This window comes from Vreelandella sp. EE27 (genome assembly GCF_968206495.1).
Genome location: NZ_OZ309109.1, coordinates 671,760 through 688,688 on the forward strand (window position 1 = coordinate 671,760; position 16,929 = coordinate 688,688).

The window sequence follows — 16,929 nt, forward strand, 5'->3', positions numbered from 1 at the left end:
TGGGTGGCGACGTACAGGTTACCGTCTGCCGCCAGGGCCTACGTTGAGCTGAGTCAATAAAGCCCGCCGCTTAGTGCCCCGGGTGGGGGAAAAGCGCCCATAGCTGGTAAAGCGCAAAGCCGATGATGAGAAGCGCCGCGACGACGCGGGTGGCCGGGTGGCGGATCAGCCCGGCAAGCGTGCGGGCGGCAAAACCGGTGGCTAAAAGCGCGGGCAGCGTGCCCAGGCCGAACGCGCCCATGAGCAGCGCACCCTGAGTGGGGCTTGCGCTGGCCATGCTCCAGGCAAGCATCGAATAGACCAGCCCGCAGGGCAGCCAGCCCCAAAGCGCCCCCAGCGCAAAGGCCTGGGGCAAGTGAACCACCGGCATCAGACGCCGGCCCGCCGGCTCGATATGACGCCAAAGCCTGCGTCCTAGCGCCTCGAGCGCTAACAGCCCCTTCCACCAGTTGGCGATATAAAGCGCCATCAAAATCAGCATCACCGCGGCAAACACCTGAAGCGTCAGCCGGGCGGCAGGGGCGAGGGATGCCAGCGTGCCAAGCCCGGCCGCGAGTGCCCCGGCCAGCATATAGCTCGATACGCGCCCCAGGTTGTAGCCAAGCAACAGCCCGGTCATGCGCGCGGGGCTTCGCATGCTGGGCGGCACCGCAAAGGCCAGCGCGCTCATGATGCCGCCGCACATGCCGATACAGTGCGCCCCGCCAAGCAGGCCGAATACCAGCGCGGCGGCAAGCGGCGGTAAATCCATGCCGGTCGGGTTCATGGCGGCGGCTCTTGTGAGGGCGGGGGCTTTTCACCGGCGCGGCGCTTTGCCGGCGGGGGCGGGTCGTCATCGAACAAAATGCGATGAGCGGGGCCGTCCAGGTCGTCGAACTGGTCGTTTTTGACCGCCCAGAAAAACGCCCATACGGCCATGGCGAGCAGCGTGAGCGAGAGCGGAATCAGCAGGTAGAGAATCGTCATGCGCGCACCTCTTGGGGAGGCGTCTCTTGGCGAGGCGTCATGTGTGCGTCGACCCGCGGGCGGCGGTTCAGGCGCAGCGCGTTGCAAACCACCACCAGCGAGCTCAGCGACATGCCAAGCGCGGCAAGCCAGGGCGGCACCAGGCCGAGGGCGGCCAGCGGTAGCGCCAGGGCGTTGTAGCCCACCGACCAGGCCATGTTTTGGCGCATCACCCGCCGGGTGGCGCGGGCCATGGTCAGGGCTTCGCCAATGCGGGTCAGGCGTGGGCTCAATAGCAGCGCATCCGCGCGGCTGCGCGCCAGGTCCGTTGCGCCATTCATCGCCAGGGCGACATCTGCGCCGGCCAGTACCGGCACGTCATTGATGCCGTCGCCGACCATCAAAACCCGCTCGCCGTCGGCCTGTAAAGCGCGCAGCCGCGTAAGCTTGGCCTCGGGCGAGGCCTGGGCCTGCCAGGTCGGGATGCCAAGCGCGGTGGCCAGGGGCTCCACCGCCTCAGGCGTGTCGCCGGACAAAAGCTCGACCCCCACCCCGAGCGCCTTTAGCCGGGCAATGGCCAGGGCGGCGTCGTCGCGCAGGGTATCTTCGAGTTGGAACCAGGCCCTGGGGGCGTGCTCTTCGCTGAGCAGCAGCCACTGGCCGGGGCCGGGAGGGGCGAGTTCGCGTCCTGCGGCAAACGCCGCTTGGCCAAGGCGCCAGGTGGTGGCGCCGAGCGTGGCGGTCAGCCCACGGCCGGTCTCGCGGATAACGTTTTCAGCGCGCGTGTCCGCCTCCCTGAAAGGGCGAAACGCCGAGGCGATGGGGTGCTCGGAGTGGGCTTCGATGGCGGCGGCGATGCGCCGGGCCTGGTGGCCGGTCAGGGTGTCGTCCACCGGCTGGGTAGCGCTTAGGCGCATCTCGCCTCGGGTCAGCGTGCCGGTTTTATCGAACACCACGCGGGTCACCGTGGCAAGCGTCTCCAACGCGTCGGCCCGGGTGATCAGTACGCCGCGCTTACCCAGCTGGCCGTGGCCGGCGGCAAGCGCCGTAGGGGCGGCCAGCGCCAGCGCGCAGGGGCAGGTGACCACCAAAACCGACAGCGTCACCCAGAACGCCCGGCCGGGGTCGATCATCGTCCAGGCGATGGCCACGCACACCGTAACCAGCAGCAGGCGCAGCACGAAGCGCTGGGCCATGGTCTCCGCTAGCCGGGCAAGCCGTGGGCGGCGCTCGAACGCGCGGTCGGTCAAATCGAGCACGTGGGAGATCGCCGCCGAGCTGCCGGCTCGGGTAACGCGCACCACCAGCGCGTTTTCCATGTTTTGGCTGCCCCCGGTGACCCGCTCGTTCAGCCGTCGGGTGACCGGCAGAAACTCGCCGGTGAGCATCGACTCGTCAAGGCTCGACTCGCCCTGTTCGATCACGCCGTCGGCGGGAACGGTGGTGCCGGGTTTTATCAGCACGCGGTCAGCCGGGGCAAGATGGCTGGCGGGGACGATGCGCTCGGCGCCATCGGCTTCCAGACGCACCGCCGAGGCGGGCAGCGCGCCGCTCAAGGCGTTGCCGCTTTGCCCGCCTCGGCGCCGGGTGCGCGCCTCGATGTAGCGGCTAAACAGCAAAAAGAAGGTGAACATGGCGATGGAGTCGAAATAGACCTCGCCCTGGTGGAACACCACGGCAAAGGCGCTGGCCAGGTAGGCGCCACCCACGGCGAGCGCCACCGGTACCTCCATGGTGAGTCGGCGGTGCTGAAGCCCCAGTAGCGCCTGCTGAAAAAACGGCCAGGCCGAAAAAAACACCACCGGGGTGGTCAGCGCAAGCGACAGCCAATGAAAGAGCGCGAAGAAGTCTGCGCCCAGCTCATCCGGGCCCGCCACGTACATGGGCACGGAGAACATCACCACCTGCATCATGCCGACAGCGGCGACGATCAGCCGTCGCACGGTCATGCGTTCTTCGCGCTTCAGGCGCTTTTGCGCCCGGTCGGGCTCGAAGGGCATCGCCGCATACCCGATGGCGGCTAGTTCGGCAAAGATATGGGACGGTTTGAGCGTGTCCGGGTCCCAGCTCACCCGCAGGCGATGATCCGACAGATTCACCGCGCTTTGGGTAATGCCTTCCAGCGCGTTCAGGTGGTGCTCGATCAGCCAGGCGCAGGCCGCGCAGGTAATATTTTCCACGGCCAGGGTCGCGCTAACGTCCGCTTCACGCGGGTGAACGAACTGCGCCTGCAGGTCCGGGTGGTCGAACGCCGACCAGGTTTGCGCCGCGGCCTGGTTGCTTTCCGGGCGGGCGGAAAGCTCGGTGCGGTAGCGGTAGTAGTTCTCGAGTCCGCCCTCGACGATGGCGTGCGCCACCGCCTCGCAGCCGGGGCAACAGAGTGGGTGCGTGGCACCGTCCAACGTGATGGACCAGGGCGCACCGGCGGGCACCGGCGTGCCGCAGTGATAGCACGGTGGCGTCACGGCGCGCTCCTGGCGGGGGCCAGGGTGACGCCCGCGTTGGACGGCAGGGTGATCTCGCCGCTTAGCCGCCACTCGTCGGTCTCTTGCGGGGTGAGCGTTACGTACCAGCGGTGCTCGAGCCCCGCCGGGGCCTGGCCTAAGTAGCGCCCGCCGTGGCGGTGCGTCAGCGCCACGCTATGGTCACGGTTATCCTGAGTGGGAAATATCAGATTGAGCGTCAACCCCGCCGGGCGCGCCTGGCCTCTCAGGTCGAGCACCACCTCCTGGGTGAGCGAGTCGATACGCAGCCCGGCTTCAAGATTCAGCGCCTCGGCGCGCTCCGCTTTGGCGAGCACCGCGTTGATCGCTTTGCCGTGCTCGAAGTAATCCTCCTGGACCACCATGCCGTCGAAGGTCTTGACCGCCACCACCGCAAAGCCAACGCTCACCAGCATCGAAGAGAGCAGCAGGGTGATCAAAAACCAGGGCCAGAACTGGCGGTACCAGGGCGACGGCGCAGGTTCCAACATGGGGCTATCTCCTCTCGCCGCTCAAAAACCGGGTTTGCCGCTCGGCGCGTATCGGCGCGTGCTCGGCTTCAAGGATGAAAGCGAGCGGCTGACTGGGGGTAAGCCCGGCGCCGGGGGCGCTCACATTGACCACCTGGGTGCGCGAGGCCCCAGCGGGCACCCTTAAGCTTTGGGTGTCGAGCTGCGCGTCGGCCACGCCCTCGACGCTTAGCCGGTAGGTATGGGCCTGGCGGTCGCGGTTGCGCACGGTCAGCCGGTAGACGTTTTGAATGTCGCCGCCGGCGGTGGTGGTATAAAGCGAGGCCCGGGGGCGCTCGGCCTCGAAGCTTACCGGCACGCGCTGGCCAAGGGCAAAGGCAAGTGCGGCCAGCGCCACGGTTAACGCCGCCAGGTAGCCTAAATACCTTAAGCGGTAGCGCGAAGAGGGGCGGCCCTCCAGGCGGTTTTGGGTGGTGTAGCGGATCAAGCCGCGGGGTTTTTCGAGACGGTCCATCACCGTGTCACAGGCGTCCACGCAGGCGGCGCACTGGATACAGGCGTACTGCAGCCCTTCGCGAATATCGATACCGGTAGGGCAGACCTGCACGCAAAGCGAGCAGTCGATGCAGTCGCCGCCGGTGCCTGGGGCGTTCGAGGCCTTTCGCCCCCGGGGCTCGCCACGGCGGGCGTCGTAAGCCACGGTGAGCGTGTCGCGGTCGAACATTACCGACTGAAAGCGTGCGTAGGGGCACATGTGAAGACACACCTGCTCGCGCAGCCAGCCGGCGTTGAGGTAGGTGAAAAAGCCAAAAAAGCCCACCCAGAACAGCGCCCAGCCCTGGGTCTGGAGCGTGGCAAGTTCCGCGACCAGCGCTTGGACGGGCGTAAAATAGCCGACGACCGTGACGGCGGTGACCAACGCCATCGCCGCCCAAAGGGCGTGCTTGACTGCCTTGCGCGCGAGATGGCCTTTTGGGCGGGTGCGGTCACGGCGGATACGCCGGTGGCGCGACCCCTCCAGGCGGTGTTCGACCCACATGAACGCAAAGGTCCACACGCTTTGGGGGCAGGTGTAGCCACACCACACCCTGCCGGCCAGCGCGGTGATAAAGAAAAGCCCGAAAGCAGCGGCGATGAACAAAAGCGCCAACAGGATGAATTCCTGGGGGTAGAACGTCGTAGAGAACAGGTGAAATTCCCGCCCCGGGATATCGAGCCATATGGCCGGGCGCCCCTGTACCTCGAGCCAGGGCAGCAGGAAAAAACCCAGCATCAGCAGCGTATTGAGCCCGCGGCGAAGTGCCTGGAAAAATCCTTTGCTTTCGCGCACGTAAAGGCGGCCGTGCTGGCTTTGCGGCGCTTTGGTCGTCGGTGGTTTCTCGGCGCGAGGGGTTATGTCCTGGGCGGGTATCGGCTGCATCGAACTCCGGCCTTATCGGCGGTGGCGCAAAAGCGTAGGGCCATGATAGCAATAATCGCGGCCAGATTAGATGGCCTGGGTTAGGTGGGCGCCAAGTGATGGTGCGGCAAATGCGCGCCTACTCGCGCTGAGTGGCGCTAAAGCGCAGGCTGTAGACGTAGGCGGCCACCAGGTGAATGCGCTCCTCGTTAATGAACGGCGCCTGAGGCGGCATTTGGCCGGTTCGGCCTTCGTTCAGGGTCTGGCGGATCGCCTGGGCCACGCTTTGGCCCGGCGCCTGGTGTAGCCAAATGTCGTTGGTCAAATTCGGCGCCCCCAGGGCCTGGTTGCCGGTGCCGTCTGCACCGTGGCAGGCCACGCAAAAACGGGCATAGCTTTGTTCGCCGCGTTCGGCCCCGGGGCTTTCGTGTTCGCGGCCGGCCAGGGCGAGCACGTGCTGGGTGAGGTCTTCGAGAGTCTCGTCGCCCAACTGCGCCCAGGCCGGCATCACCCCGCGCCGGCCTTCGCTAATCGTCGTTACCAGCGTCTGTGGGTCGCCGCCGTAAAGCCAGTCGTCGTTGGTCAGGTTGGGAAAGCCATCGCCGCCCTGGGCGTTAACGCCGTGGCACATGGCGCAGTTGTTCATGAACAGGCGCTCGGCGATCTGCATGGCCTCAAAATCCTCGGCGAGCTCGGGGATAGGAACGTCGTGGTACTGGGCGAAAATCGGCCCGAAGCGCGCCTCGGCGGCGGCCACTTCCTCTTCCCATTGATCTTCCTGGGACCAGCCGAGCAGCCCTTTAAAGTTGCCAAGCCCCGGGTAGAGCGCGAGGTACCCCAGCGCGAACACCACCGTGGCCGCGAACAGGTAGAACCACCACCTGGGGGTGGGGTTGTCGTACTCTTCGATGCCGTCGACCTCGTGGCCGGTGGTCTTGCGCTCCGCCTCGCCGTCAGCGCCCGGCGGGCCACCGTGGCCGACATTGGCCGCCACGATCCAGACCACCAACGCCAGGGTGATCAGCGTGAGCGCGATGATCCAGGCGCTCCAGAAACCGGGCAGGGCGTTATCCCACAAATCGCTCATGGGTGGTCCTCGCGCTCGGCTTCGCGGGGGCTTGCGCTTTCGTCGTCGTCGGCGAAGGGAAGGTGGGCGGCTTCGCTGAAATCGTCGCGGCGGCGTTTTGAGTATGCCCATACCACGATGCCGATAAAGGCGATGATGAGAAACAGGGTGATGAGCCCGCGAAAGGTGCCGGTATCCATTTAGCGTGCCCCCTCGAGTACCGTGCCGAGCTGCTGCAGGTAGGCGATGAGCGCGGTGATTTCCGGGGTGCCCTCGACCTGCTCCTGGGCGCTTTCGATCTCTTCATCCGAGTAGGGCACGCCCAGGCGCTGCAAGGCACGCATCTTGGCGGGCGTGGCCTGGCCGTCGAGCTCGCGCTCGAAAAGCCAAGGGTAGGCGGGCATGATCGACTCCGGCACGACGTCGCGCGGGTCGTACATGTGCCGACGGTGCCAGGTGTCGGTGTAGCGCCCGCCGACCCGGGCAAGGTCCGGCCCGGTGCGCTTGGACCCCCACAAAAAGTTGTGCTCGTAAAGACCTTCGCCGGCCACGTTGTAGTGACCGTAACGTTCGGTTTCGGCGCGAAACGGGCGAATCATCTGGGAGTGGCAGCCCACGCAACCTTCACGGCGGTAAATATCGCGCCCTTCGAGCTCCAGGGCACTGAGCGGGCGCAGCCCATCCACCGGCTCGGTGGTGTCTTTTTGAAAGAACAGCGGCACGATCTCGGCAAGCCCGCCGAAGCTGATCGCCACGAGTATCAATACGCCCAAAAGCCCGGCGTTTTTCTCGACCAGCTCATGCTTCATGGCGGCGGCCCTCCAACGCTTTTGTGCGCGGTGCCGGCGCCGAGGTTTGGCGGTACTTCACCGTCATGTAGACGTTGAACGCCATCACCAGCATGCCCGTCAAAAAGAACAGCCCCCCCAGCATGCGCACCACATAGCCCGGATGGCTCGCCTCGACGGCGTCGACAAAGCGATACATCAATGTGCCGTCGGCGTTGATCGCGCGCCACATCAGCCCCTGGATCACCCCGTTGACCCACATGGCGGTGATGTAGAGCACCGTACCGATGGTCGCTAGCCAAAAGTGCAGCGCAATCAGCCCCACCGAGTGCATCTGGGTGCGCCCGTAAAGGCGCGGGATCATGTGATAAAGCGAGCCGAAGGTGATCATCGCCACCCAGCCAAGAGCGCCTGCGTGGACGTGGCCGATGGTCCAGTCGGTGTAGTGGGAGAAGGCGTTGACGGTCTTGATCGCCATCATCGGGCCCTCGAAGGTCGCCATACCGTAGAAGGTGAGCGCGACCACCAGAAAGCGCAGGATCGGATCGGTACGCAGCTTATGCCAGGCGCCGGAGAGCGTCATGATGCCGTTGATCATGCCTCCCCAGGAGGGCACCAGCAGGATGATCGACATCACCATGCCAAGCGACTGTGCCCAGTTGGGCAGGGCGGTGTAGTGAAGGTGGTGCGGCCCGGCCCACATGTAGATCATGATCAGCGCCCAGAAATGGACGATCGAGAGCCGGTAGGAGTAGATCGGCCGCTGGGCCTGCTTGGGCACGAAGTAGTACATCATGCCCAGAAAGCCCGCCGTCAGGAAAAAGCCCACGGCGTTGTGGCCGTACCACCACTGCACCATGGCATCCACGGCCCCCGCGTAAAGCGAGGTGGAGTACATCGGCGTGACCGGAAGAGCCGCATTATTGACGATATGCAGCACGGCGATGGTGAGAATGAACGCCGCATAAAACCAGTTGGCCACGTAGATGTGCGAGGTGTTGCGCCGCTTCAGGGTCATCAAAAAGACCACCGCGTAGCTTACCCATACCACCGCCAGCAGGATATTGATCGGCCATTCGAGCTCGGCGTACTCCTTGGTGGTGGTGTAGCCCATCGGCAGCGACACGAGCGCGGCGACGATCACCGCCTGCCAGCCCCAGAAGGTGAACGCCGCCAATCGGTCGCTATAAAGCCGGGTCTGGCAGGTGCGCTGGACCACATAGTACGAGGTGGCGAATAGCGCCGAGCCGCCGAAAGCAAAGATCACCAGGTTGGTGTGCAGCGGGCGAAGGCGGCCAAAGCTCGTCCAGGGCAGGCCCAGGTTGAGCTCGGGCCACACCAGCTGGGCGGCCAGCAAAAGGCCCACCGCCATGCCAACGATCCCCCAAACGACGGCCATCATCGCGAACTGACGCACGACCGTGTAGTTGTAAACAGAGTTATAAACCGAGTTGTAAACCGGGGCCGAGGGCGGTGGCGGCATTGTATGGGCGTCGTTTTGTGGGGCGCTTTGCATAATGGCTTTCCATGAAACGGGGAGGGCATGAAGCCCTGGGCGAGTCTAGCCTGGCGGCGCGTTAAGCTAAATAGCACGTGTAGTGAAAACCGCTGCTCGATTGTGACACTTTTGATTGACGAAGCGGGGGCAGTTGCGGCATTCTGCCTCGGCGCTCAAGGCAGGCGGATCGCGCTCTAGCGGCAACACGTTAATTTGAATCAAAAATTCATTAGCGTATTGACACCAGACCGGAACCCTGTAGAATGCAGCGCCACGTGACCAGCGGGTGGTTAGCTCAGTTGGAAGAGCACCAGCCTTACAAGCTGGGGGTCACTGGTTCGAACCCAGTACCACCCACCATTTTTTAATGGGTTGGACACGTGTAGCAGTAAAAGTTGGTGTATCAGCGGACCGGTAGTTCAGTTGGTTAGAATGCCGGCCTGTCACGCCGGAGGTCGCGAGTTCGAGTCTCGTCCGGTCCGCCATCATCGCTTTTGTTGCACTATGTTATCGTTATTCGGACCGGTAGTTCAGTTGGTTAGAATGCCGGCCTGTCACGCCGGAGGTCGCGAGTTCGAGTCTCGTCCGGTCCGCCATCGATAACAGTCGCCGTAGATGTAAAGTGATTGAACGTTTTCGACGTTAGATCATGGGTGGTTAGCTCAGTTGGAAGAGCACCAGCCTTACAAGCTGGGGGTCACTGGTTCGAACCCAGTACCACCCACCATTTAAAAGCGCCTCTGAACCGCGATTAAATGGTCGTTTCAAAGTGGACCGGTAGTTCAGTCGGTTAGAATGCCGGCCTGTCACGCCGGAGGTCGCGAGTTCGAGTCTCGTCCGGTCCGCCATCAAGTTTCCTTCCTGTTTTATCCTCTTCTTTGTTTCTCCGCGCCACCGCGCACCCTTACGCTGTTCACGCTTCACGCTTCACGCTTCACGCTTCACGCTTCACGCTTCACGCTTCACGCTTCACACATAAAAAAACCCCGAGCCATTGCCCAGGGTCGTTTTTGCGTGCCTGACGTTTAGCCGATCGCGGCGACACCGGCCTTGGCGACCTGCGCGTCCTGGTCCGGCTTCACGCCGGAAACGCCCACCGAGCCTACGACCTGGCCGTCGACGATGATCGGGACGCCGCCGGTCAGCGTGCCCTCGAGCGGAGCGGAGAGAAACGCCGTGCGGCCGTTGTTGATCATCTCCTCGAACACCTGGGTCTCTTTACGACCAATGGCGGCGCTGCGCGCTTTTTGCGTGGCGACTTCGGCGCTGAAAGGCGCGGCGCCGTCCAGACGGCGAAGGCCCAATAAGTAGCCGCCGTCGTCGGCGACCGCAATGGTCACCGACCACCCCTGACCTTCGGCTTCCTTTTGCGCCGCGTCGAGGGCGGTGAGTACATCGGTCTGGCTCAAAATGGCTTTGGTTTGCATGCTGTTTCCTTTTTGATGTTGTAAAAGTGCTTGGATCGCGCGGGGGGTTAAAACGGGTCAGTTAAGCGCGGCATCGACGATTTCTACCCAGTGACGAACCGGTGTGCGGTTGGCGCCGGCCAGGTGCGTTTGACAGCCAATGTTAGCGGTGACGATCATCTCCGGGTCGCCGGCTTCCAGGGCGTTGAGCTTGTTGTCGCGAAGTTGCGTGGCAATTTCGGGCTGGGTGATCGAGTAGGTACCTGCGGAGCCGCAGCACAGGTGGCTATCCTGCACCGGTGTCAGCGTAAAGCCGAGCTTGGTCAGTACGCCTTCTACCGCGCCGTTGAGCTTTTGGGCGTGCTGCAGCGTACAGGGGCAGTGAAACGCCAGGCGTTTGTGCTCTTTCACGGCAAGCTTCTCCAGCGGCTCCTCGCGCAACACTTCGACGATGTCGCGGGCCAAAGCGCTTACGCGCTCGGCTTTGGCGGCGTACCGCGGGTCGTGTTTGAGCATCTCACCGTACTCCTTCACAAACGCCCCGCAGCCGCTGGCGGTTTGCACGATCGCCTCGACCCCTTGCTCCACTTGGGGCCACCAGGCGTCGATATTGGCGCGCATGCGTTGGCGTCCCGCCTCCTGGGCGTTCAGGTGAAAGTCGATCGCCCCGCAGCAACCCGCCTCGCTAACCGGCGTCAGGCCAATGCCCAGCCGATCCAGCAGCCGGGCGGTGGCGGCGTTGGTGTTGGGCGAAAGCCCCGGCTGCACGCAGCCTTCCAAAATCAGCATCTGGCGGGCGTGCTGAGTGGTCGGGCGCGTGCCCGCATCCACCGGGGGCGGCGGCATTTTGTCTCTGAGCGTAGCCGGCACCAGCGGCTTGAAGGTTTGGCCGAGTTTCAAAAGCGCCTTGAAGCGTTTGGGCTCGACCATCATCTTGCGTAGCGCAAAGCGCGTGGCGCGTTGGCTTGCCGGTCGCGGCACCCGGCGCTCGATCTCCGCGCGGCCGATGTTCAAAAGCTTGTGATACTCCACCCCCGACGGGCAGGTGGTTTCACAGTTTTGGCACGTCAGGCAGCGGTCCAGGTGAAGGCGCGTTTCTTCGGTCACCTGGGTATCGTCGTCGCGGCTCTCCAAAAGCTCCTTCATCAGGTAGATACGCCCGCGCGGGCCGTCGCGCTCGTCGCCTAAAAGCTGGTAGGTCGGGCAGGTGGCGTTGCAAAAGCCGCAGTGTACGCAGGTGCGCAGAATGCGCTCGGCTTCCTGAATGTGCGGTTTCTGGCGGTCGGCATCGGTAAAGTGCGTTTGCATGAAAGCTCTCCTCAAAGCCCCGCGTAAAGCCGGCCCGGGTTGAAAATGCCGTAGGTATCGAGCTCGGCCTTGAGCTTCTTGTGATACTTCTCGACGACCGGGTCAAGCGGTGTAAAGGGCGATTCATCGCCCCCCTGGGCGTGGGGCGTAAAGCAGGTGGCGTGTCCGCCTTTGGCCTGGCACGCCTGGCGCAGCGCCTGGCCGTCCCGGGTTTTTACCCAGCGCTGGCAGCCCGCCCAGTCGTAAAAAACGTCGGCCTCGCCGGTATCCAGCGCCGCGGTATGCGCAGGGAGCGAGGCGCGCCAAAGCGTCTGGCCTGCTTCGAGAGTGAAGAAGTCGTGGCGGTGGTCGCGAAGGGCCGTCCAGACATCCGCCTCCAGGGTTTCGCCGCCCAGGCGCTCGCGGGTCGCCTTGACCGAGCTTTCTCCCCCTTCGAGGCGAATATAGAGCGCATCCTGGTGCCACGCCGCGCCGGTGATCGGCAAGGGCTCGCGGCCGAGTGTGGAAAGCGTCTCCAGCGCTTGTTCGATGCCCAGATCGTCAAGGCGCAGGCTGTGGCGGGCGCTGGGTTGGGGCAGCACCTTGAAAGAGATATCGGTCAGTACGCCTAGCGTGCCTTGGGCGCCGGTCATCAGCCGTGACACGTCGTAGCCGGCCACGTTTTTCATCACCTCGCCGCCAAAGCGCAGCTGTTTGCCTTGCTGGGTGATCACGTGGCTGCCCAGCACGAAATCGCGCACCGCCCCCGCCCAGGGGCGGCGCGGGCCGGAAAGCCCGGTAGCCACGGCCCCGCCGATGGTGCTGGCCGGGCCAAAGCGCGGCGGCTCGAAGGGCAGCATTTGATGATGCTCGCCAAGCGCCGCTTCCAGGGCGTCGATGCGCGTGCCCGCGCGCACGGTGACGACAAGCTCCACCGGGTCGTAGCTTACGATGCCGCTATGCTCGGCGAGGCTGAGCTCGATACCCTCTACCGGGCGCCCGTAAAAGCCGCGGGTGTCGCCGGCTTTAATACGCAGCGGCGCCCTGGTTTGGTAAGCGTTGGCGACCTGCTGGCAAAGCGCCTCGCTAATATCGCGATCAAAAGCCTGTATCGCTGGTTCGGTCATGGTCACTCCTTTATGTCGCAAACCGGGCCGGCGTTAAAAACGCGGCAGCTCCGGGTGGGGCAACTCGTTGTTATGGACGTGCATCGCCCCGAATTCGGCGCAGCGCGCAAGCGTAGGAATGTTCTTGCCCGGGTTGAGCAGGCGCTTTTCATCGAAGGCCGCCTTTACGGCGTGAAAAACGCTGATCTCATCGGCCTGGAACTGGCTGCACATCTGGTTGATCTTCTCGCGGCCCACGCCGTGTTCGCCGGTGATCGACCCGCCGGCGGCCACGCAAAGCTCCAAAATCTTGCCGCCCACGTCCTCGGCGAGTTCGAGCTCGCCCTCCTTGTTGGCATCGAACAAAATCAGCGGGTGCATATTGCCGTCGCCGGCGTGGAACACGTTGGCCACGCGAAGGCCGCTCTCCTGGGAAAGCGCGGCAATACCCTTGAGCACCCGGGGCAGCTCGCGGCGGGGGATGGTACCGTCCATGCAGTAGTAGTCCGGCGACATACGCCCCACGGCGGGGAAGGCATTCTTGCGCCCGGCCCAGAACTTGGCACGTTCGATATCGTCCCGGGCTTGCTGTATATCCGTGGCGCCGGCCTTTTCAAGCACCCGGCGTACCGTTTCGCAGTCGTCGTCCACGTCCGCCTCGACGCCGTCGAGCTCGCAAAGAAGGATTGCCTCGGCGTCCAGCGGATAGCCCGCTTTGACGAAGTCCTCGGCGGCCTGGATGGCGAGTTTGTCCATCATCTCGAGCCCGCCGGGAATGATGCCCGCGGCGATGATGTCACCCACCGCTTTGCCGGCTTTTTCCACGTCATCGAAGCTTGCCATCAACACCTTGGCGGTTTCCGGCCTGGGCAGAAGCTTCACGGTGATCTCGGTGACCACCCCAAGCATGCCTTCCGAGCCGTTCATCAGTGCGAGCAGATCAAACCCGGGGGCATCGAAGGCCTCCGAGCCCAATGTCATGTGCTCGCCCTCGATGGTCAGCACGTCCACGCGCAGCACGTTGTGCACGGTCAGGCCGTACTTCAAACAGTGAACGCCGCCGGCGTTTTCCGCCACGTTGCCACCGATCGAGCAGGCGATCTGCGAGGAGGGGTCCGGGGCGTAGTAGAGCCCATAGGGCGCGGCGGCTTCGGAAATCGCCAGGTTGCGTACCCCGGGTTGTACCCGGGCGATACGGGCGTCCGGGTCGACCTCGACGATTTTGTTGAAGCGCGACATCACCAGCAGCACGCCTTGCTCGAGCGGCAACGCCCCACCGGAGAGCCCGGTGCCTGCGCCGCGGGTGACCACGGGCACACCCAGCGCGAAACAACACGTCAAAAGGCGTTCGACCTGCTCGAGGTTCTCGGGTAGCGCCACCAACATGGGCAGCACGCGGTACGCCGCCAGCCCGTCGCATTCGAAGGGGCGCAGGTCCTCTTCTCTGTGCAGAAGGGTCAGTGTGGGGGCCGCGCTTTGCAGCTCGCGCAGTACCTCGGTCTTGTCACGGTCAGCCAGCTCGCCGTCCAGGCGGGCGTCGTAGAGGATGTTCATATCCCCTCCTGTTTTTGTAATATCGATTTTTAAACGCGGCGTGACACCGCTGATATCGAATAATCTGGGCTTTTTTCGTGCAGGTGTCTAGCCTGTGGTGCAGTGGTCTGACCAGTTATTCGAGCCCGCCCTGGAGGAGACGAGCGTGAGCCAGATACCTTTCGAGACGCCGCTTGGGCGGCGCATGCCGGAGCAGGTAGCCGCGAAAATCGAGGCGCTGATTCTGGAGGGCGTGTTCCGCCCGGGCCAACTGCTGCCCTCGGAGCGGCGCCTTTGTGAGCGCCTTGACGTCTCCCGCGCCTCGCTGCGCGAAGGCCTGCGCATTCTGCGCAGCAAGATGATCATCGAAACCCGTCAGGGGCGCGGGTCTGTGGTCGCCTCGCTGCTGCCCATGCCGCAGCAAGGCCCGCTCATGCATCTGTTTCGCGATCACCCGCGCACGCTGTTCGATCTTTTGGAGGTGCGCGCGCTGCTGGAAGGCGAGTCCGCCTACCTGGCCGCTCGACGGGGCACCTCGATGGACCGGGTACTGATTACCCGCCGTTTCGAGGCAATGGCCGATTACGTCGCCAACGCTGAAGAAGTGGATGTCGAGAAGCTGGCACGCTTCGACCATGCCTTTCACCTGGCGGTCTCTCAGGCTTCGCACAATCCGGTGCTGGTGCATACGCTTCAAGGGTTGACCGATCTGCTGTTGAGCTCGGTATTCGCCTCGGTGAAGCACCTTTACCACCGCCCGGGCCCGCGCGCGATGATCAACCACCAGCACGAGCAGCTCTTTCACGCGGTGGTGAAAGGCGACGCCGAACAGGCCAAGCGCATCGCCCTCGAGCATTTGAGCAGCATCACCGAGCTTTTACGTGAGCTCGACGCGGAAAACGAACGTCTCGAGCGCTCCTCGATGCGGCTGGAGGAGTGGCGTTAGCCAATATCCGATACCCGATACGTTGCCGGTTTGACGAGCCAGGCGTTAGCCTGAACCTGCGCGACAGAACGAATAACTCAGCACACAACGAACAAGAGGAGCCAACGTGGCCATTTATCAATTAGGTGAGCACCAGCCAACGATTGCCGACGACGTCTACATTGCCGAGACTGCCGACGTGATCGGGCAGGTTACGCTCGAGGCGTGCTCGAGCGTGTGGTATCAGGCGGTGCTGCGCGGGGATACCGAACGTTTGGAAGTCGGCGAGGAGAGCAATATCCAGGATGGCGCGGTGCTCCACGCCGACCCCGGCTTTCCTTTGAAAGTCGGCAAAGGGGTCACCGTGGGCCATCAGGCCATGCTTCACGGCTGCACGGTGGAGGATGGCTGCCTGATCGGTATTCAGGCGGTGATCTTGAACGGCGCGGTGATCGGCGAGAACAGCCTGGTCGGGGCCTGTTCGTTTGTGAAGGAGGGCGCGGTGTTTCCGCCCAACTCGCTGATCGTCGGCTCCCCCGCCCGGGTGGTGAAAACGCTGCCCGAAGGCGCGGTGGAGGGGCTCAAACTCAACGCCCAGAGCTATGTCGAGCGGGGGCAGGAACACGCGAAAAAGCTCAAGCGCATCGGCTGAACCAGTATCGACCCATAAAAAACCACCCCGAAGGGTAATGCCAGTCAGTTAGAGCTGACTGGCTTTTTTTGACCGGATATTTTTGCGGGCGTGCCCGGACTGCGCGTGGGTACGACCGCTCCCGTCGATCCGGCAGCACGAAGGCTGGCGCCATCTCCGTGATGGTTTGAACGACCGCCGGCACCCGGCCCGACGATACCGCCGGTAGAATCGATAACTCCTTGATAATAAAGCTGGCCGCCTGATGAAAACTCAGCTGGTTGGGATGAATACTGTTCAGACTGTAGGCCATACGCGCCATCTGAAAGCGGATCAGGTTGTAGGCCAGCAGCGTGCCCCACAACTCTTGGCGCACCATCTCCGGTGTACGGCTGCGCAATGTGAGCCGGTTATCCAGCAGCGCCTGTTTGATCTCCCGATACCCCAGCTCGATCTCCCAGCGGTAGCTGTAAAGATCCACGATGTCGGCGGCCGGAAAGCGCATTGGATCCGTCATCGAGGTCAATACCGTCACCTCCCGCCACCTGACCTGGCGGCGCAGCAGCCGCGCTTCAAACGAGGCCGGTAGATCCGGCCATTTGGTGCGCGCCTGGGGCGAGGTCGTCAGCCGAACGAGCCGGTCCTGGCGCCCTGGCGAACGGATCTCTTCGTAGCGTGTTCCCTTGCGTAACGGGATCATCCAGTGGCGCTGCTCGTCGGCCTGCTGCCATGCATGCAGCAGGCCCAGCGAATAAAAACCGCGATCGAACAGCGTGAGCGAGTGATCCGGTGTGCCGGCGATCAGGTCTTCCGTCAGGGCCACTTCACCGGTCGAGACACTGTCAAACGCGGCCCCGTGACCAGGTGGCTGGTTACCTCCATCTGGCACACCATGCGCACCTGCGGATAACCGGCCTCGCGCTGCGCATTACGTGTGCGAACGAAGGCCGCCTGATTGTCAGGCGAGTCGGGGGTGCGCCAGACCACTCCATCCACGGCCAGCAGGGTGAGCCCACACCAGTGGGGGGGGGACTGAGTCTGCTCGAAGACCCGCCTGACCGCGTCGTTGCCCAAGCGCTGACGCGCCTGCACCACGGCACTTGGGCGCTTGCCGGGTAACACTATATCGAGTTGGTTGACCACCTGCCCCATGGGAATATGGCGAAACAGAGCCATGCCGACGATCGACCAGACGATCAGATCCAGCGGCAGTCGCCGCTTGCGAAGGGTCGCGACACCGGCTTGCTCCAGGCAGGTGTCGATGAGCTCGGGGGAAGAACCTCGGAAAGGCTTGAAAAGCTGTCGGGGCTCACACGGTTGATGGCATCGATGGCCTGACTGAAATGCATAAAAAAGCCCGGTATCAGCAAGTTGCTGATACCGGACTATCGC

At 63.7% G+C, this 16,929-nt stretch carries 15 protein-coding genes, 5 tRNA genes and 1 pseudogene; 7 read left to right on the top strand and 14 right to left on the bottom strand.

The window, feature by feature from the left end; genetic code table 11:
- Nucleotides 1–70: 70 nt before the first annotated feature.
- The 9 genes from ACWHVV_RS03210 to ccoN form a co-directional block, all read right to left on the bottom strand.
- On the bottom strand, nucleotides 71–766 hold the full coding sequence (locus ACWHVV_RS03210) for a sulfite exporter TauE/SafE family protein (RefSeq protein WP_447928048.1): 696 nt from the start codon (nucleotides 764–766) through the stop codon (nucleotides 71–73).
- Nucleotides 763–966, bottom strand: coding sequence for a cbb3-type cytochrome oxidase assembly protein CcoS (ccoS, locus tag ACWHVV_RS03215; protein ID WP_447928049.1), 204 nt, complete (start codon nucleotides 964–966; stop codon nucleotides 763–765). Before ccoS ends, ACWHVV_RS03210 begins: the two co-directional genes overlap by 4 nt.
- A complete protein-coding gene (locus tag ACWHVV_RS03220) occupies nucleotides 963–3,410 on the bottom strand; it encodes a heavy metal translocating P-type ATPase (RefSeq protein ID WP_447928050.1) in 2,448 nt (815 codons plus the stop codon). Before ACWHVV_RS03220 ends, ccoS begins: the two co-directional genes overlap by 4 nt.
- Nucleotides 3,407–3,919 carry a FixH family protein gene (locus tag ACWHVV_RS03225; protein ID WP_447928051.1) on the bottom strand — a complete coding sequence of 171 codons (513 nt, stop codon included), beginning with the start codon at nucleotides 3,917–3,919 and terminating at the stop codon, nucleotides 3,407–3,409. Before ACWHVV_RS03225 ends, ACWHVV_RS03220 begins: the two co-directional genes overlap by 4 nt.
- Before the next feature lie 4 nt (nucleotides 3,920–3,923).
- Complete coding sequence (gene ccoG / locus ACWHVV_RS03230; RefSeq protein ID WP_447928052.1) at nucleotides 3,924–5,318, bottom strand: cytochrome c oxidase accessory protein CcoG; 1,395 nt, start codon at nucleotides 5,316–5,318, stop codon at nucleotides 3,924–3,926.
- 118 nt (nucleotides 5,319–5,436) lie between these two features.
- The gene (gene ccoP, locus ACWHVV_RS03235) at nucleotides 5,437–6,384 is read right to left on the bottom strand and encodes a cytochrome-c oxidase, cbb3-type subunit III (RefSeq protein WP_447928053.1); all 948 of its coding nucleotides are present in this window, start codon (nucleotides 6,382–6,384) and stop codon (nucleotides 5,437–5,439) included.
- Nucleotides 6,381–6,563: a cbb3-type cytochrome oxidase subunit 3 gene (locus ACWHVV_RS03240; RefSeq protein ID WP_447928054.1), complete on the bottom strand. Its 183-nt coding sequence runs from the start codon at nucleotides 6,561–6,563 to the stop codon at nucleotides 6,381–6,383. The genes ccoP and ACWHVV_RS03240 overlap by 4 nt, the downstream gene beginning before the upstream one ends.
- Nucleotides 6,564–7,172 (bottom strand): cytochrome-c oxidase, cbb3-type subunit II, encoded by a 609-nt coding sequence (gene ccoO / locus ACWHVV_RS03245; protein WP_447928055.1) that lies wholly within the window; start codon nucleotides 7,170–7,172, stop codon nucleotides 6,564–6,566.
- Nucleotides 7,162–8,634: a cytochrome-c oxidase, cbb3-type subunit I gene (gene ccoN, locus ACWHVV_RS03250; protein ID WP_447929114.1), complete on the bottom strand. Its 1,473-nt coding sequence runs from the start codon at nucleotides 8,632–8,634 to the stop codon at nucleotides 7,162–7,164. The genes ccoO and ccoN overlap by 11 nt, the downstream gene beginning before the upstream one ends.
- A 299-nt stretch (nucleotides 8,635–8,933) precedes the next feature.
- Between ccoN and ACWHVV_RS03255 the strand changes: the two genes are divergently transcribed.
- The 5 genes from ACWHVV_RS03255 to ACWHVV_RS03275 all read left to right on the top strand — a co-directional run bounded on the left by ACWHVV_RS03255 (nucleotide 8,934) and on the right by ACWHVV_RS03275 (nucleotide 9,497).
- Nucleotides 8,934–9,009, top strand: a tRNA-Val gene (locus ACWHVV_RS03255).
- A 48-nt stretch (nucleotides 9,010–9,057) separates the two neighbouring features.
- Nucleotides 9,058–9,134, top strand: a tRNA-Asp gene (locus tag ACWHVV_RS03260).
- A 34-nt stretch (nucleotides 9,135–9,168) separates the two neighbouring features.
- Nucleotides 9,169–9,245: transfer RNA gene (locus ACWHVV_RS03265), tRNA-Asp, on the top strand.
- Between the two features lie 55 nt (nucleotides 9,246–9,300).
- Nucleotides 9,301–9,376 (top strand) — tRNA-Val (locus ACWHVV_RS03270).
- A gap of 44 nt (nucleotides 9,377–9,420) precedes the next feature.
- Nucleotides 9,421–9,497, top strand: a tRNA-Asp gene (locus ACWHVV_RS03275).
- Nucleotides 9,498–9,674: 177 nt separating this feature from the next.
- Here the strand turns inward: ACWHVV_RS03275 and ACWHVV_RS03280 are convergent.
- The 4 genes from ACWHVV_RS03280 to glcD are packed head-to-tail and all read right to left on the bottom strand — an operon-like array spanning nucleotide 9,675 to nucleotide 14,002.
- Entirely contained in the window at nucleotides 9,675–10,076 is a 402-nt protein-coding gene (locus ACWHVV_RS03280) for a heme-binding protein (protein WP_447928056.1), read from the bottom strand.
- Between the two features lie 57 nt (nucleotides 10,077–10,133).
- Nucleotides 10,134–11,363 (bottom strand): glycolate oxidase subunit GlcF, encoded by a 1,230-nt coding sequence (gene glcF, locus ACWHVV_RS03285; RefSeq protein WP_447928057.1) that lies wholly within the window; start codon nucleotides 11,361–11,363, stop codon nucleotides 10,134–10,136.
- A gap of 11 nt (nucleotides 11,364–11,374) precedes the next feature.
- The gene (gene glcE / locus ACWHVV_RS03290) at nucleotides 11,375–12,469 is read right to left on the bottom strand and encodes a glycolate oxidase subunit GlcE (protein ID WP_447928058.1); all 1,095 of its coding nucleotides are present in this window, start codon (nucleotides 12,467–12,469) and stop codon (nucleotides 11,375–11,377) included.
- A 33-nt stretch (nucleotides 12,470–12,502) separates the two neighbouring features.
- Nucleotides 12,503–14,002 (bottom strand): glycolate oxidase subunit GlcD, encoded by a 1,500-nt coding sequence (gene glcD, locus ACWHVV_RS03295; RefSeq protein ID WP_447928059.1) that lies wholly within the window; start codon nucleotides 14,000–14,002, stop codon nucleotides 12,503–12,505.
- Nucleotides 14,003–14,186: 184 nt separating this feature from the next.
- On the opposite strand from glcD, the gene glcC reads away from it, so the two are divergent.
- On the top strand, nucleotides 14,187–14,927 hold the full coding sequence (gene glcC / locus ACWHVV_RS03300; RefSeq protein ID WP_447530495.1) for a transcriptional regulator GlcC: 741 nt from the start codon (nucleotides 14,187–14,189) through the stop codon (nucleotides 14,925–14,927).
- Nucleotides 14,928–15,033: 106 nt separating this feature from the next.
- The gene (locus ACWHVV_RS03305; protein ID WP_447928060.1) at nucleotides 15,034–15,558 is read left to right on the top strand and encodes a gamma carbonic anhydrase family protein; all 525 of its coding nucleotides are present in this window, start codon (nucleotides 15,034–15,036) and stop codon (nucleotides 15,556–15,558) included.
- Here ACWHVV_RS03305 and ACWHVV_RS03310 read toward each other — a convergent pair.
- Nucleotides 15,542–16,886 (bottom strand): annotated as a pseudogene (locus ACWHVV_RS03310) (IS4 family transposase). The gene ACWHVV_RS03305 and the pseudogene ACWHVV_RS03310 sit on opposite strands and share 17 nt — an antisense overlap.
- Nucleotides 16,887–16,929: the final 43 nt, after the last annotated feature.